This is a genomic window from Tepidimonas fonticaldi (genome assembly GCF_007556755.1).
Classification (GTDB): domain Bacteria; phylum Pseudomonadota; class Gammaproteobacteria; order Burkholderiales; family Burkholderiaceae_C; genus Tepidimonas; species Tepidimonas fonticaldi.
Map to the genome: position 1 here is coordinate 1 of NZ_VJOO01000023.1, position 15,218 is coordinate 15,218.

Consider the following 15,218-nt stretch of genomic DNA (forward strand, 5'->3'; position numbering starts at 1 on the left):
AGCCAGCGCACCCACCACGGCCCCTGCGACCGGCGCGGCGGGCGGTGCCGGTGGCGACGCGGGCACCTGGGGGCCGGCTCCGTCGCCCGCGGTGGCCGCCGGGGCCGCGCCGGTCGCAGGGGCCGTGGTGGGTGCGCTGGCTGGGGCCGACGCCGCCTGGCGCAGTTGCTCCAGCTCTTGCAGGTTGCGGTTCAGCTCGGCGACGCGCTGCTCGGTCTCGCCGCGCTGGCGCGCTTCGGCGATCTGGGCCTCGGCCGGTGCCGGGGCGCCGGGCTTGGTCAGGGTGAGCTTGTCCTGGGCGCTGGCTTGCGGTTTGTCTTCGGCCACGGCCGCCTGCACGGCGCCGGTCGCCGTGCGCGAGGCCGGGGGCGCCTCCTGCGCCGGGGCGGCGGCAGCCAGACGCCGGCGGTATTCGTTGAAGTCCCGCGTCTGCGCGGCGACGATGCGGCGCGCTTCTTGCGGATCGACAGCGGCCGCCCCCGCGGTGTCCGGCAGATCGATGACCGCGCCCGCGCGCACCAGGTTGATGTTGTTGCGGATGAAGGCCTGGGGATTGGCGCGCAGCAGCGCGACGAGCATCTGCTCCAGCGTGACGTCGGCCGGCTTGTGCTCCGCGGCGATGCGACCGGCCGTTTCCCCCGGTTTGACGGTGATTTGCTTGGGCGCGGTGGCGGTCTGGGCGGCGGGCCGGTCGGTCGACGCAGCGCGCGGGGGCGTGCCGGGGGCCGCCGCCGACGGCTGGGCAGGGGGCACCGGTTGCGCCGGCCGCACGTCCGTCACGATGGGGGCGGCCGGGGTAGGGGGCGCGGCCGTGACGGCCGGTGCCACCGGGGTGGGCGGGCGCAGGTTGGGCGGATCGAACAGCAGGGTGTAGCTGCGCAGCAGTTCGCCGCCCGCCCAGCGGGCCTGCACCACCAGATCGAGGAAAGGCTCGGACACCGGACGGGCGCTGCGCACCACGATGACCGTGCGCCCGTCCGTGCGCCGCTGCACCTCCAGCGACACGTCCTGCAGCAGGGCGTTGAATTCCAGATTGGCGGCGCGAAAACGCTCCGCCGGTGCAATGCCGACCTGCAGGCTGGCGGCCTCGGCGTCGGTGATGGCGGGCACCTCGATTTCGGCGCGCAGCGGCTCGCCCAGTTGCGACTGGACCGCCACGCGACCCAGCGCCAGGGCCCACGCATTGCCCGCCAGGGTCGAGGCCAGTGCCGCCGCCAAGGCGATGCCCCGCCAAGCACCGCCCGCACACCACCCCCCGCCGCCAGCCGGGCGGCCGACGGTCGGCAGGGATGGCGGGCGCGGGGAGGAGCGGGGTTTCGGCACAGGGATCCTTTGTGGGCGCATCACGGAAGCGGCGTCAAAACACCTTAGCATCAATGTGTTACGGCGACAAGCTGACGGCGTGCCGCAACCGCCGCGCGCCACCCGTCGCCCTCCCGCCGATCCGCAGGGCGTTGCAGCCGAGCAACGCCCTGCGGGCCAGGCGCACCGGGATGCCCCGACTATACCGCCGTCAGGCCCCGAGCAGGATGCGCAGCATGCGGCGCAGCGGCTCGGCCGCGCCCCACAGCAGCTGGTCGCCGATCACGAAGGCCGAGACGTACTCCGGCCCCATGTTGAGCTTGCGCACGCGGCCCACGCCCACCTGCAGCCCGCCGGTGATGGCGGCCGGGGTCAGCTCCTTGACGGTGAGGGCGCGGTCGTTCGGCACCCACTTGACCCAGGGGTTGCCGCTCTTGATGATGGCCTCGATCTCCTCCAGCGGCAGGTCGCGCTTGAGCTTGAGCGTCAGCGCCAGGCTGTGGCAGCGCATGGCGCCGATGCGCACGCACAGGCCATCGACGGGGATGGTCTGCTCGGTGCCGAGGATCTTGTTGACCTCCGCCTGGCCCTTCCACTCCTCCTTGGACTGGCCGTTGGGCAGCTGCACGTCGATCCAGGGGATGAGGCTGCCGGCCAGCGGCGCGCCGAAGAACTCGGTCGGCACGTCCTCGCGGATCGCCTGCGCGACTTTGCGATCGATCTCCAGGATCGCCGAGGCGGGGTCGGCCAGCAGGTCAGCCACCGCGCCGTGGATCACGCCCATGCCCTTGAGCAGCTCGCGCATGTTGTTGGCGCCGGCGCCGCTGGCGGCCTGGTAGGTCATGGAGCTGACCCACTCCACCAGGTTCTCGCGGAACAGGCCGCCCAGCCCCATCAGCAGGATGGAGTTGGTGCAGTTGCCGCCGATCCAGTTGCGGCCACCGGCGGCCAGCGCCTTGCGGATGACGTGCTCGTTGACCGGGTCGAGGACGATGACCGCGTCCGGCTCCATGCGCAGCGCGCTGGCCGCGTCGATCCAGTGCCCCTGCCAGCCGGCGGCACGCAGCTTGGGGAACACTTCCTTGGTGTAGTCGCCGCCCTGGCAGGTGATGACGATGTCGCACTCGGCCAGCGCGGCCAGGTCGTGCGCGTCGCGCAGCGTCTTGTGCGCCTTGGCCTGCGCCGGGGCGGGGCCGCCGGCGTTGGAGGTCGAGAAGAAGATCGGCTCGATCAGGTCGAAGTCGCCTTCGGCGATCATGCGGTCCATCAGGACCGAGCCGACCATGCCGCGCCAGCCGACCAGGCCGACCTTGTTGCCAACGTTGCTCATCGCGTGTGCCCTTTCAGTAGAGGAAGTGGGGGAAACCCTTCTGCTGCCCGGCTCGTCTGGCCGGTGTGGGCGCACGACGAACCAGGCTGGAATCAGCCGGTAATGGTGGTCGTGGTTTTGGTGGTGGCGCGCGCGCCCACCGCGGCCGGGGCGGCAGCGGGGTTCAGCTGGAACGGGCAGGGCGCGGGCATGATGGACCGATTCTACCGGATGCGACCTGATGCCACGCTGACAACCCGCGCCGGCCGGTCAGCGGGCCGCGCGGGCGACCGCCCAATCGGCAAATGCCGGCAGCAGCGCGGCGGCGTGGGGGGTGGGTTGCAGGGCGTCGCGCACGCTGGCCGGATCCATGCCGTGTTGGCGCAGCGTCTCGGCCAGGTGGTCCACATAGGCTTGCACGGCGGGCAGCGAAAACTCGGGGTGGAACTGCACGCCCCAGGCACACGGGCCGACCCGAAACGCCGCGTGTGGCTCCTGCGCATGGTGGGCCAGAGCCACGGCCGTCGAGGGCAACCGCACCACGCTTTGCAGATGCACCATGGGGGCGGCAAAACGCGCAGGCAACGCCCCGAACAGCGGGTCCGTCTGCGCGGCCGGATACCGTTCGACGTTCACCGTCCCCACGTCCGGCCCTTGCGGGCGGTAGCCGACCTCGCCCCCCAGGGCGTGCGCCAACAGTTGGTGGCCGTAGCAGATGCCCAGCACGGGACATTCGGCGGCCACGGCGTCGCGCAGCCACGCGGCCAGGGCCTCGCTCCACGCCGCACGCTCCGACACCATGGCGTGCGAGCCGGTGACGATTGCGCCCGCCATGGCATCGGGCGCGGGCGGCAGGCCCGCACGGGCATCATGGACCTGCACGGGAAGCGGCCCGCCCGCCAGCCCGGCGGCGATCCAGTCCTCGAAATCGCCGTGCGTGCGGGCCAGATCCGCCAAGGTCTCGCCCGCCTTGATGATCCAGATCGGCTTCACGTCACCCCGGCGGTCACCCCAGCGCCCGCACCACCGCGTCGCCCATCGCCGCGGTGCCGACGACGGCGCAGCCGTCGCTGGCGATGTCGGCGGTGCGCAGGCCGTCGGCCAGCACCTTCTGCACCGCGGCCTCGATGCGCTCGGCCGCCTCGGGCTGCTTGAGCGAGTAGCGCAGCATCATCGCCGCCGACAGGATGGTGGCCAGCGGGTTGGCCACGCCCTTGCCGGCGATGTCGGGCGCGCTGCCGTGGCTGGGCTCGTACAGCCCCTGGCCGCGCTCGTTGAGACTGGCCGACGGCAGCATACCGATCGAGCCGGTCAGCATCGCCGCCTCGTCCGACAGGATGTCGCCAAACATGTTGCCGGTGACGATGACGTCGAACTTCTTGGGCGCCTTGACCAGCTGCATCGCGGCGTTGTCCACGTACATGTGGTCGAGCTCGACGTCGGGGTAGTCGCGGTGCACCTCGGTGACGACGTCCTTCCAGAGCTGGAAGGTTTCCAGCACGTTGGCCTTGTCGACACTGGTGACCTTGCGGTTGCGTTGCCGCGCGGCCTCGAACGCCACGCGCGCGATGCGCTCGATTTCGGGCCGGCTGTAGCGCATCGTGTCGAACGCCTCTTCGGCACCGGCAAACGGGCCGTCCGGCGCGGCCCGTCGCCCGCGTGGCTGGCCAAAGTAGATGTCGCCGGTCAGTTCGCGGATGATCAGGATGTCCAACCCCGCCACCAGCTCCGGCTTCAGGCTGGAGGCGTGCGTCAGCTGCGGGTAGCAGATCGCCGGGCGGAAGTTGGCGAACAGCCCGAGCGCCTTGCGCAGGCCCAGGATGGCCTGCTCCGGCCGCAGCGCGCGCGGCAGCGTGTCGTACTTCCAGTCGCCCACGGCGCCGAACAGCACCGCGTCCGCCTGCTGCGCGAGCTTGAGCGTCGCCTCCGGCAGCGGATGGCCGGCGGCCTCGTAGGCGGCGCCGCCCACCGGGGCGGTCTCCATCTCCAGCGGCAGGGCCAGCGCCTTGAGCACCTTGACGGCCTCGGCGACGATCTCGGGCCCGATGCCGTCACCGGGCAGGATGGCGATCTTCATGGATGTCCTGATGTCATGGGGAAGGCGCGGCCGGGGGCAGGCCCTGCCGCGCGGGGGAGCATGGGGCGCCCGGTCAGCCAGCGAAGGTGCGCGCCAGCCACGGGAAGCGGGCCAGCCGCTCGGCCTCGAAGGCGCGGATCTTGTCGGCGTGGCGCAGCGTCAGGCCGATGTCGTCCAGCCCGTTGAGCAGGCAGTAGCGGCGGAACGGCTGCACCTCGAACGGGATCTCGGCGCCGTCGGGCTGTACGATGACCTGGCGCTCCAGGTCGATCGTCAGCTCGTAGCCGGGGAAGGCGTGCACCTCGTGGAACAGGCGGTCGACCGTGGCCTCTGGCAGCACGATCGGCAGCAGGCCGTTCTTGAAGCAGTTGTTGAAGAAGATGTCGGCGAAGCTCGGCGCGATCAGCGCACGGAAGCCATACTGCTGGATCGCCCACGGCGCGTGCTCGCGGCTGGAGCCGCAGCCGAAGTTCTTGCGCGCCAGCAGGATGCTGGCCCCCTGGTAGCGCGGCTGGTTGAGCACGAAGTCCGGGTTGGGCTTACGCTGGCTTTCCGGTACGCCGGGCTGGCCCGGCTGGTCCAGATAGCGCCACTCGTCGAACAGGTTGGGGCCGAAGCCGGTCTTGCGAATCGACTTCAGAAACTGCTTCGGGATGATGGCGTCGGTGTCGACGTTTTCCCGGTCGATGGGCGCGACGAGCCCTTTGTGGATGGTGAAGCGCTCCATTTACTTCTTGCCAGCGTCCTGGATGACCTGGCCACCTTTCTGGATGTCCTTGCCGAGCCCCTGAACCGTGTTGCAGCCCGCAAGCAGCAGGCCCAGACAGGCGAGGGTGCAGCACAGCGCGCGTTTCATGGTGAGCTCCTGGGGGTTAGACGATCTGGCGTACGTCGACGAAGTGGCCGTGGATGGCGGCTGCCGCCGCCATGGCCGGGCTGACCAGGTGCGTGCGCCCGCCCGCACCCTGGCGGCCTTCGAAGTTGCGGTTACTGGTCGAGGCGCAGCGCTCGCCGGGCTCCAGCCGGTCGGCGTTCATGGCCAGGCACATCGAGCAGCCGGGCTCGCGCCACTCGAAGCCCGCGGCGCGGAAAATCTCGTGCAGTCCCTCGCGCTCGGCCTGCTCCTTGACCTGACCCGATCCGGGCACGACCATCGCGAGCTTGACGTTGCGCGCCACCTTCTGGCCGAGTTTGCGCACCACGGCCGCCGCTTCGCGCATGTCCTCGATGCGGCTGTTGGTGCACGAGCCGATGAACACCTTGTCCACGGCGATGTCGGTCAGGGGTTTGCCCGGTTGCAGGCCCATGTACTGCAGGGCGCGCTCCATGGCGCTGCGCTTGACGGGGTCCTTCTCCTTGTCGGGATCGGGCACGCGCTCGGTCACGGGCAGTACCATCTCGGGCGAGGTGCCCCAGGTGACCTGAGGCAGGATCTGGGCGGCATCCAGCTCGACCACGGCGTCCCAATGGGCATCGGGGTCGGAGTGCAGGGTGCGCCAATGGGCGACGGCCTGATCCCACTCCACCCCGCTGGGGGCCATGGGCCGACCGCGCACGTACTCGAGGGTCTTGTCGTCCACCGCCACCAGGCCGGCGCGCGCGCCCGCCTCGATGGCCATGTTGCAGACCGTCATGCGGCCTTCCATGCTCAGCGCGCGGATGGCGCTGCCACCAAACTCGATGGTGTAGCCGGTGCCGCCGGCGGTACCGATGCGGCCGATGATGGCCAGCACGATGTCCTTGGCCGTGCAGCCGCGCGGCAGCGTCCCCTCCACGCGGATCAGCATGTTGCGGGCCTTTTTGGCCAGCAGCGTCTGCGTGGCCAGCACATGCTCGACCTCGCTGGTGCCAATGCCATGCGCCAGCGCACCGAACGCGCCGTGGGTGCTGGTGTGGCTGTCGCCGCACACCACCGTCATGCCGGGCAGGGTGGCGCCGTTTTCCGGCCCGATGACGTGCACGATGCCCTGCCGCTTGCTCAGGAACGGAAAATACGCCGCCGCCCCGAACTCGCGGATGTTGGCATCCAGCGTGACGATCTGCTCCTTGCTGATCGGGTCAGCGATGCCGTCGTAGCCGTGCTCCCAGCCGGTGGTGGGGGTGTTGTGGTCGGCGGTGGCGACCACCGACGACACGCGCCACGGCTTGCGGCCGGCCACGCGCAGTCCCTCGAAGGCCTGCGGGCTGGTCACCTCGTGCACCAGATGGCGGTCGATGTAGAGGATGGCGGTGCCGTCCTCCTCGGTGTGGACGACGTGCTCGTCCCAGATCTTGTCGTAAAGGGTGCGTCCCATGGCGGAGGGGATAGGCGTGGGCGGCCTGCCATTGTAGGCCTAGACCGCGATGAACGGGGCGCGTCGACGGCGGTGCCGGGGACCATCCCGCGGGCACCGCCGCCCGGGTCGATCAGCGCTGGGCGATCGGCACGACGTCGCGCTTGGCCGCACCGGTGAAGAGCTGGCGCGGACGGCCGATCTTGTACTCGGGGTCGCCGATCATCTCGTTGAGCTGGGCGATCCAGCCCACCGTGCGCGCCAGCGCGAAGATGCCGGTGAACAGGTTGACCGGGATGCCGATGGCGCGCTGCACGATGCCGGAGTAGAAGTCCACGTTGGGGTAGAGCTTGCGCTGCACGAAGTAGTCGTCTTCCAGCGCGATCTTCTCCAGCGTCTTGGCCAGCTTGAACAGCGGGTCGTTTTCCAGCCCCAGCTCGCCCAGCACTTCGTTGCAGGTCTCCTGCATCAGCTTGGCGCGCGGGTCGTAGTTCTTGTAGACGCGGTGGCCAAAGCCCATCAGGCGCACGCCCGAGTTCTTGTCCTTGACCTTGGCGATGAATTCACCGATCTTGTCCACGCCGCCCATGGCCTGGATTTCTTCCAGCATGTTCAGGCAGGCCTCGTTGGCGCCGCCGTGGGCCGGGCCCCACAGGCAGGCCACGCCCGCGGCGATGGCCGCAAACGGGTTGGTGCCGGAGCTGCCGCACAGGCGCACGGTGGAGGTGGAGGCGTTTTGCTCGTGGTCCGCGTGCAGGATGAAGATGCGGTCCATCGCGCGCTCGAGCACCGGGTTGACTTTGTACTCCTCGCACGGCGTGCCGAACATCATGCGCAGGAAGTTGCCCGCGTAGCTCAGGTCGTTGCGCGGATACATGTACGGCTGGCCGATGCCGTACTTGTAGGCCATGGCGACCAGGGTGGGCAGCTTGGCGATCAGGCGGATGGCCGCGATCTCGCGGTGCTGCGGGTTGTTGATGTCGGTGCTGTCGTGGTAGAAGGCCGACATGGCGCCGATCAGGCCCGTGAGCACCGCCATCGGGTGCGCATCGCGCCGGAAGCCACGCAGGAAGAACTGCATCTGCTCGTTGACCATGGTGTGCATGGTCACGCGCTTGCTGAAGTCGGCTTTTTGGTGTTCGTTGGGCAGCTCACCGTACAGCAGCAGGTAGCAGGTCTCGAGGTAGTCGCACTGCGTGGCGAGCTGCTCGATGGGGTAGCCGCGGTAGAGCAGCTCGCCCTTGTCGCCGTCGATGTAGGTGATGGACGATTGGCACGACGCCGTGGACAGGAACCCGGGGTCGTAGGTGAACATGCCGGTCTGGGCGTAGAGCTTGCGGATGTCGATCACGTCCGGACCCACGGTGCCGGAGTAGATCGGCAGCTCGACGCTGGGCGCGCCGTTGGAAAACGACAGCGTGGCTTTGTGGTCTTGCAGTTTCATGCGGATTCCTTGGGTCTAGCGGGGGAGCTACGGGGATGACGGCGCGTCGGCCCGCGGCGGGGTGCGCAGCAGGGCCAGCACGTCGACGACCTCGGGGGTCGCCAGCGCGCCGTCGGGCTCGCGGCGGCGCAGCAACAGGTCGAGCAGATCGTTGTCGCTCAGGTCCATCAGCGCTTCCAGGCCGCGGGCCTGCCGCACGGTGAGGGCCTCGCCGTGCCGATCGAAGAAGCGCTCGATGAACAGATCGTTTTCGAGCAGACCGCGGCGGCAACGCCAGCGCAGCTTGCTGAGCTGGCGTTCGTCGAGCCGTGCGCGGTCGTCCATGGCCGGGTTCGTGAGCGCGGGGCGGTCAGACGGCGCGGCGCACCATCAGTTCCTTGATCTTGCCGATGGCCTTGGTGGGGTTGAGGCCCTTGGGGCACACATCGACGCAGTTCATGATGGTGTGGCAGCGGAACAGCCGGTACGGGTCTTCCAGGTTGTCCAGGCGCTCGCTGGTGGCCTGGTCGCGGCTGTCGGCGATGAAGCGGTAGGCCTGCAGCAGGCCCGCCGGGCCGACGAACTTGTCCGGGTTCCACCAGAAGCTCGGACAGCTGGTGGAGCAGCTGGCGCACAGGATGCACTCGTACAGGCCGTTGAGCTCTTCGCGCTCTTCGGGCGACTGCAGGCGCTCCTTTTCGGGCGGCTGGGTCTCGTTGATCAGGTACGGCTTGATCGAGTGGTACTGCTTGAAGAACAGCGTCATGTCCACGATCAGGTCGCGCACCACGGGCAGGCCCGGCAGGGGCTTGAGCACGATGGTGTCGGGCAGCGTGCGCAGGTTGGTCAGACACGCCAGCCCGTTCTTGCCGTTGATGTTCATCGCGTCCGAGCCGCAGACGCCCTCGCGGCACGAGCGGCGAAACGCCAGCGTCGGGTCGATTTCCTTGAGCTTGATCAGCGCGTCCAGCAGCATGCGCTCGGTGGTCAGTTCCACCTCCAGCGTCTGCATGTAGGGCTTGGCGTCCTTGTCCGGGTCGTAACGGTAGATCTTGAAGATGCGTTTGGCCATGGAAAAACCTCCGGCGTGGGGACGTCAGAACGTGCGGACCTTGGGCGGAATCGACTCGACCGTCAGCGGCTTGAGGTTGACCGGCTTGTAGGTCAGGGAGTTGTCGGCGCTGTGCCACAGGGTGTGCTTCATCCACACCTTGTCGTTGCGGCCCAGCGGGCACTCGGCGTCGTCCGGGCCACGCTCGTAGTCCTTGACGGTGTGCGCACCGCGGCATTCCTGGCGGGCGGCGGCGGACGTCATCGTGGCCTGGGCGGCTTCGATGAGGTTCTCGACCTCCAGCGCCTCCACGCGCGCCGTGTTGAACACCTTGGACTTGTCCTTGAGCACGATGGCGCCGACGCGCTCGCGCAGCGCGTTGATCTTGCACACCCCCTCGTCCATGCTGGCCTGGGTGCGGAAGACGCCCGCGTGCTGCTGCATGGTGGCGCGGATGTCGTTGGCCACGGCCTGCGCATACTCGCCGTCGGTGCGCGATTCCAGGCGGCTGAGCCGCTCCAGCGTGCGATCGGCGGCGTCCTTGGGCAGATCCTTGTGCTCGCGACCGCGATCGAGGTGGGCCACGATGTGGTTGCCGGCCGCGCGGCCGAACACCAGCAGGTCCAGCAGCGAGTTGGTGCCGAGGCGGTTGGCGCCATGCACCGACACACAGGAGCACTCGCCGACCGCGTACAGGCCGTTCACCACCTTCTGGCCGCCCTGGCCGTCCGGCACGACGACCTGGCCGTTGATGTTGGTCGGGATGCCGCCCATCTGGTAGTGGATGGTCGGCACCACCGGGATCGGCTCCTTGGTGATGTCGACGTTGGCGAAGTTGATGCCGATCTCGTACACCGACGGCAGGCGCTTGTGGATCGTCTCCGGGCCCAGGTGGTCGAGTTTGAGCAGGATGTAGTCCTTGTTCGGCCCGCAGCCGCGGCCTTCCTTGATCTCCTGGTCCATGCAGCGGCTGACGAAGTCGCGCGGCGCCAGGTCCTTCAGCGTCGGCGCGTAGCGCTCCATGAAGCGCTCGCCGTTGCTGTTGAGCAAGATGGCGCCCTCGCCGCGGCAGCCCTCGGTCAGCAGCACGCCCGCGCCGGCCACGCCGGTCGGGTGGAACTGCCAGAACTCCATGTCCTGCAGCGGGATGCCGGCGCGCGCGGCCATGCCCAGCCCGTCGCCGGTGTTGATGAAGGCGTTGGTGCTGGCGGCGTAGATGCGCCCGGCGCCACCGGTGGCCAGCAGCGTGGCCTTGGCCTCCAGGATGTAGACGTCGCCGGTCTCCATCTCGAGTGCCGTCACGCCCACCACGTCGCCGTCGGCGTCGCGGATCAGGTCCAGCGCCATCCACTCGACGAAGAACGTGGTGCGCGCGGCGACGTTCTGCTGATACAGCGTGTGCAGCATCGCGTGGCCGGTGCGGTCGGCGGCGGCGCAGGCGCGCTGCACGGGCTTCTCGCCGTAGTTGGCGGTGTGGCCGCCGAACGGGCGCTGGTAGATGGTGCCGTCCGGGTTGCGGTCGAACGGCATGCCCATGTGCTCCAGCTCGTAGACGACCTTGGGCGCCTCGCGGCACATGAACTCGATGGCGTCCTGGTCACCGAGCCAGTCCGAGCCCTTGACGGTATCGTAGAAGTGGTAGTGCCAGTTGTCCTCGGACATGTTGCCCAGCGACGCGCCGATGCCGCCCTGCGCGGCGACCGTGTGCGAGCGCGTCGGGAACACCTTGGACAGCACCGCGACGTTGAGGCCGGCGCGCGCCAGTTGCAGCGACGCGCGCATGCCGGAGCCACCGGCGCCGACGATCACCACGTCGAAGCGCCGGCGGGGAAGGTTCGCAGTCAGGGTCATGGCTTACAGCCTCCAAAGCACTTGAAACGCCCAGCCCGTGCAACCGACCAGCCAGACGAGGGTGAACACATGCAGGGCCAGGCGCAGGCCCACGGGTTTGACGTAGTCCATCCAGATGTCGCGCACACCCACCCAGGCGTGCCACACCAACGCGATCACCACGGCGAAGGTGAGGAACTTCATCCACTGCGCCGCAAAGATGCCGGCCCAGGTTTCGTACCCGATGGGGCCGGAGGTGAAGATGACCTGCGCCAGCAGGACCACGGTGAAGAGGGCCATGAGCACCGCCGTGACGCGCTGGACCATCCAGTCGCGCAGGCCGTAGTGGGCGCCGGTGACGACGCGCTTGGAGCCGTAGTTGACCGCCATTTGTCGTTACTCCGTCAGGGGGGAATCAGTACAGGCCGAACAGTTTGGCGCCCAGCACGACCGTCAGGCCCAGGCTCAGCGCCAGCGTGACGATGGCCGACGAGCGGCCGTAGGCCTTGTCCACCTTGTGGGTGGCGTCCATGATGAGGTGGCGCACGCCGGCGCAGAAGTGGTGCAGATAGGCCCAGATCAGCGCCAGCGCCACCAGCTTGACGAACCAGCCGGGCACGAACCCGATCCCCGCGGAGAACGCCGCCGTGAAGCTGCCGTAGGACAGCTCCGACGACAGCGAGGTGTCCATCATCCAGACCACGAACGGCAGCAGCAAGAACATCAGGGCGCCGCTGACACGGTGCAGGATCGACACCCAGCCCGCCGGCGGCAGGCGGTACGTCGTCAGGTCCTTGAAGGCGTTGATGTTGCGGAACTCGGGCCGCGCAGGGCGCAAGGGCGTCATGGGGTTTTCTCCTGGGGGTCAGAACGTGCCACCATGGTCGGCAAGGCCGTTGGCGGCCATGACGGCGAACTCGTTATGGTTCATCGGGTCGCTGACGGGGAACTGTCACATTCTATTGCAATGCAGCATGACGAAGGGGTGGCGGGAAGGGGCTAGCTGAGCTCGTTGCGGTAGTGGTGCCGGTCGGTGCGATACAGGCCGCGGCGCAGCTCCATCGGCACACCGTTGTAGGTGTAGGCCAGGCGCTCCACGCTCAGCAGCGGGGTGCCGGCGGGGACCTGCAGGCGCTCGGCAGCCGTCTCGCTGGCGGCGACCGCCTTGATGCGTTCTTCGGCGCGCACCATGCGCACGCCAAATTGCGTCTCGAACAGGGCATACATGGGGCCGGCGTGCTCGGACAGCGTCTCCAGCGTCAGGCCGCGAAAGGCGCTGCCCGGCAGCCAGAGGTCCTCCAGAATCGTCGGGGTGCCCTGGAAGGACAGCACGCGGCTGACTTGCACCACCGCATCCCCCGCGCGCAGTTGCAAGGCGGCGGCCACCTCGGCGCTGGCGCGCATGCGCCGGCAGCCCAGCACCTCGCGCTTCGCGGGGCCTTCGCTGTCCAGCGTGCCCACATCGGGGTGCAGGCGCAGAAAGCGGTACTGGATGTGCTGCTCGGCGTGGGTGGCGACGAAGGTGCCTTTGCCTTGCCGGCGCACCAGCAGGTTGTCGGCGGCCAGCTCGTCGATGGCTTTGCGCACCGTGCCCTGGCTGACCTTGAAGCGCGCGGCCAGCTCGATTTCGCTGGGAATCAGGTCGCCGGGTTTCCACTCGCCGGCCTGCAGGCTGTGCAGGATGAGCGTCTTGATCTGCTGATAGAGCGGGCTGAAGGCGGGCGTGGAGGTGCCGGCGGCAGGCGCGGCCGCGACGGCCGAGCCCTCCGCGCCCAGGGCGGGGGTCGGGGGGCGGGCGGACAGGCCGTCGGGTTTCATGACCGCAATCATATCTTATATAAGACATAAGACAAATTGACGCCCCCGGGTTTACCAGAGTACACTCGCGGGGTTCATCCCCACGTTCCCCATTGGAGATTTCCATGAGCAAAAAGCCCGTCCGCGTGGCCGTCACCGGTGCCGCCGGCCAGATTGGTTATGCGCTGCTGTTTCGCATCGCCTCCGGCGAGATGCTGGGCAAAGACCAGCCGGTGATTCTGCAGTTGCTCGAGATTCCCGACGAGAAGGCGCAAAAGGCCCTCAAGGGCGTGATGATGGAGCTGGAGGACTGCGCCTTCCCGCTGCTGGCGGGCATGGAGGCGCACAGCGACCCGATGGGCGCGTTCAAGGACACCGACTACGCGCTGCTGGTCGGCGCGCGTCCGCGCGGCCCGGGCATGGAGCGCAAGGACCTGCTGGCCGCCAATGCACAAATCTTCACGGTGCAGGGCAAGGCCCTCAACGCCGTGGCGTCGCGCAACGTCAAGGTGCTGGTGGTGGGCAACCCGGCCAACACCAACGCCTACATCGCCATGAAGTCGGCCCCGGACCTGCCGGCGAAGAACTTCACCGCCATGCTGCGCCTGGACCACAACCGGGCGCTGTCGCAGATCGCCGCCAAGACCGGCAAGCCCGTCTCCAGCATCGAAAAGCTGTGCGTGTGGGGCAACCACTCGCCGACGATGTACGCCGACTACCGCTTCGCCACCATCGAGGGCCAGTCGGTCAAGGCGATGATCAACGACGAGGACTGGAACCGCAACGTCTTCCTGCCCACCGTCGGCAAGCGCGGCGCGGCCATCATCGAGGCGCGCGGCCTGTCGTCGGCCGCTTCGGCCGCCAACGCCGCCATCGACCACATGCGCGACTGGGCGCTGGGCACGAACGGCAAGTGGGTGACCATGGGCATCCCGTCGCAGGGCTGGTACGGCATTCCGCAGGACGTGATGTTCGGCTTCCCGGTCACCTGCGCCAATGGCGAGTACACGGTGGTCGAAGGCCTGCCGATCGACGAGTTCAGCCAGCAGTGCCTGAACAAGACGCTGGCCGAGCTGGAAGAAGAGCGCCAGGGCGTCGCGCACCTGATCTGACCGGGACGGACGCGCGCATGCCCACGCCCCCGTCGGCCTCCTCGCGCCATCCGCGCGAGGTCTTGCTCGGGGCCCAGGCCGGGGCCGTCTGGCTGCCCGCCTGCGACCACTATGCGGGCGTCGAGGCGCGCATGCGCAAGAGCCTGGCCCTGCAGGCCGAGTGGTCCGCGCGCCACGGGACGTGTCTGTTCGACGTCACGCTGGATTGCGAGGACGGCGCCCCGGTGGGGGGCGAGGCCGATCACGCCGCGCTGGTGGTCGAACTGGTGCGCGGGCTGGACTGGGCCGCGCCGGTGCCGCCGCGCGTGGGCGTGCGGGTGCATCCGGTGGGCCATCCGGCGTTCGAGGCCGACGTGGCCGCCATCGTCGGCGCCGTCGGCGCGCGCCTGACGCACCTGATGATCCCGAAGGTCGAGTCGGTGGCCGACGTGGCGCGCGCCGTGGCAGCGGTCGATGCGGCCGGCGCGCCCGCGCTGCCGCTGCATGTGCTGATCGAGTCGCCGGCGGCGGTGCATCGGGCGTTCGACATCGCCGCGCAGCCGCGTGTGGCGTCGCTGAGCTTCGGGCTGATGGACTTCGTCTCGGCGCACGGCGGGGCGATCCCCGCCGCGGCGATGACGGTGCAGGGCCAGTTCGAGCACCCGCTGGTCTGTCGCGCCAAGCTGGAGATCGCCAGCGCCGCACACGCGCACGGCAAGGTGCCGTCGCACTGCGTGGTCACCGAGTTCCGCGACCGTGACGCGGTGCGGCGCGCCGCCGAGCGTGCCGCCGGGGCCTTTGGCTACACGCGCATGTGGAGCATCCACCCCGACCAGATCGAGCCCATCGTCGCGGCGTTTCGGCCGCGGCCCGATGAGGTCGAGCAGGCCGCCGAGATCATCGACCGCGCCGCCGCGGCCGATTGGGCGCCGATATCCCACCAGGGTCATTTGCACGACCGCGCGTCTTTCCGCTACTTTTGGCAGGTGCTGGAGCGGGCCCACGCCACCGGCGTGGCGCTGCCCGAGACGGTGCGCGGCCACTTTCGATGAGATTTCCACCGAC

General features: G+C 69.0%; 16 protein-coding genes. 2 read left to right on the plus strand and 14 right to left on the minus strand.

Annotation, left to right across the window (positions count from 1 at the left end):
• The 14 genes from Tfont_RS10835 to Tfont_RS10900 form a co-directional block, all read right to left on the minus strand.
• The coding region (locus Tfont_RS10835) for a type IV pilus assembly protein FimV (RefSeq protein ID WP_313906463.1) at positions 1-1,323 on the minus strand (1,323 nt) is incomplete at its 3' end.
• Positions 1,324-1,513: 190 nt separating this feature from the next.
• Positions 1,514-2,632 (minus strand): aspartate-semialdehyde dehydrogenase, encoded by a 1,119-nt coding sequence (gene asd / locus Tfont_RS10840; protein WP_143969457.1) that lies wholly within the window; start codon positions 2,630-2,632, stop codon positions 1,514-1,516.
• A 249-nt stretch (positions 2,633-2,881) separates the two neighbouring features.
• The gene (locus Tfont_RS10845; RefSeq protein ID WP_143969459.1) at positions 2,882-3,604 is read right to left on the minus strand and encodes a glutamine amidotransferase; all 723 of its coding nucleotides are present in this window, start codon (positions 3,602-3,604) and stop codon (positions 2,882-2,884) included.
• 13 nt (positions 3,605-3,617) lie between these two features.
• Positions 3,618-4,688: a 3-isopropylmalate dehydrogenase gene (gene leuB / locus Tfont_RS10850; protein WP_143969461.1), complete on the minus strand. Its 1,071-nt coding sequence runs from the start codon at positions 4,686-4,688 to the stop codon at positions 3,618-3,620.
• A gap of 73 nt (positions 4,689-4,761) precedes the next feature.
• A complete protein-coding gene (gene leuD / locus Tfont_RS10855) occupies positions 4,762-5,415 on the minus strand; it encodes a 3-isopropylmalate dehydratase small subunit (RefSeq protein ID WP_068606620.1) in 654 nt (217 codons plus the stop codon).
• A complete protein-coding gene (locus Tfont_RS10860) occupies positions 5,416-5,544 on the minus strand; it encodes an entericidin A/B family lipoprotein (protein ID WP_068606618.1) in 129 nt (42 codons plus the stop codon). It abuts the gene before it with no gap.
• 16 nt (positions 5,545-5,560) lie between these two features.
• Positions 5,561-6,982, minus strand: coding sequence for a 3-isopropylmalate dehydratase large subunit (gene leuC, locus Tfont_RS10865; RefSeq protein WP_068606616.1), 1,422 nt, complete (start codon positions 6,980-6,982; stop codon positions 5,561-5,563).
• Between the two features lie 112 nt (positions 6,983-7,094).
• Positions 7,095-8,405 (minus strand): citrate synthase, encoded by a 1,311-nt coding sequence (gene gltA, locus Tfont_RS10870; RefSeq protein WP_143969463.1) that lies wholly within the window; start codon positions 8,403-8,405, stop codon positions 7,095-7,097.
• A 27-nt stretch (positions 8,406-8,432) separates the two neighbouring features.
• On the minus strand, positions 8,433-8,729 hold the full coding sequence (locus tag Tfont_RS10875) for an FAD assembly factor SdhE (RefSeq protein WP_068606613.1): 297 nt from the start codon (positions 8,727-8,729) through the stop codon (positions 8,433-8,435).
• A gap of 25 nt (positions 8,730-8,754) precedes the next feature.
• Entirely contained in the window at positions 8,755-9,456 is a 702-nt protein-coding gene (locus tag Tfont_RS10880; RefSeq protein WP_068606612.1) for a succinate dehydrogenase iron-sulfur subunit, read from the minus strand.
• 24 nt (positions 9,457-9,480) lie between these two features.
• Entirely contained in the window at positions 9,481-11,286 is a 1,806-nt protein-coding gene (sdhA, locus tag Tfont_RS10885) for a succinate dehydrogenase flavoprotein subunit (RefSeq protein ID WP_143969465.1), read from the minus strand.
• A 3-nt stretch (positions 11,287-11,289) separates the two neighbouring features.
• The gene (sdhD, locus tag Tfont_RS10890) at positions 11,290-11,655 is read right to left on the minus strand and encodes a succinate dehydrogenase, hydrophobic membrane anchor protein (RefSeq protein ID WP_068606608.1); all 366 of its coding nucleotides are present in this window, start codon (positions 11,653-11,655) and stop codon (positions 11,290-11,292) included.
• Between the two features lie 25 nt (positions 11,656-11,680).
• Positions 11,681-12,112 carry a succinate dehydrogenase, cytochrome b556 subunit gene (gene sdhC / locus Tfont_RS10895; RefSeq protein WP_068606606.1) on the minus strand — a complete coding sequence of 144 codons (432 nt, stop codon included), beginning with the start codon at positions 12,110-12,112 and terminating at the stop codon, positions 11,681-11,683.
• 152 nt (positions 12,113-12,264) lie between these two features.
• Positions 12,265-13,083, minus strand: a complete 819-nt coding sequence (locus Tfont_RS10900; protein WP_143969467.1) for a GntR family transcriptional regulator — start codon at positions 13,081-13,083, stop codon at positions 12,265-12,267.
• Between the two features lie 104 nt (positions 13,084-13,187).
• Here Tfont_RS10900 and Tfont_RS10905 point away from each other — a divergent pair, with 104 nt between their 5' ends.
• Positions 13,188-14,174 (plus strand): malate dehydrogenase, encoded by a 987-nt coding sequence (locus tag Tfont_RS10905; RefSeq protein WP_068606604.1) that lies wholly within the window; start codon positions 13,188-13,190, stop codon positions 14,172-14,174.
• Between the two features lie 17 nt (positions 14,175-14,191).
• Positions 14,192-15,205 carry an HpcH/HpaI aldolase/citrate lyase family protein gene (locus Tfont_RS10910; protein WP_068606602.1) on the plus strand — a complete coding sequence of 338 codons (1,014 nt, stop codon included), beginning with the start codon at positions 14,192-14,194 and terminating at the stop codon, positions 15,203-15,205.
• Positions 15,206-15,218 lie beyond the last annotated feature (13 nt).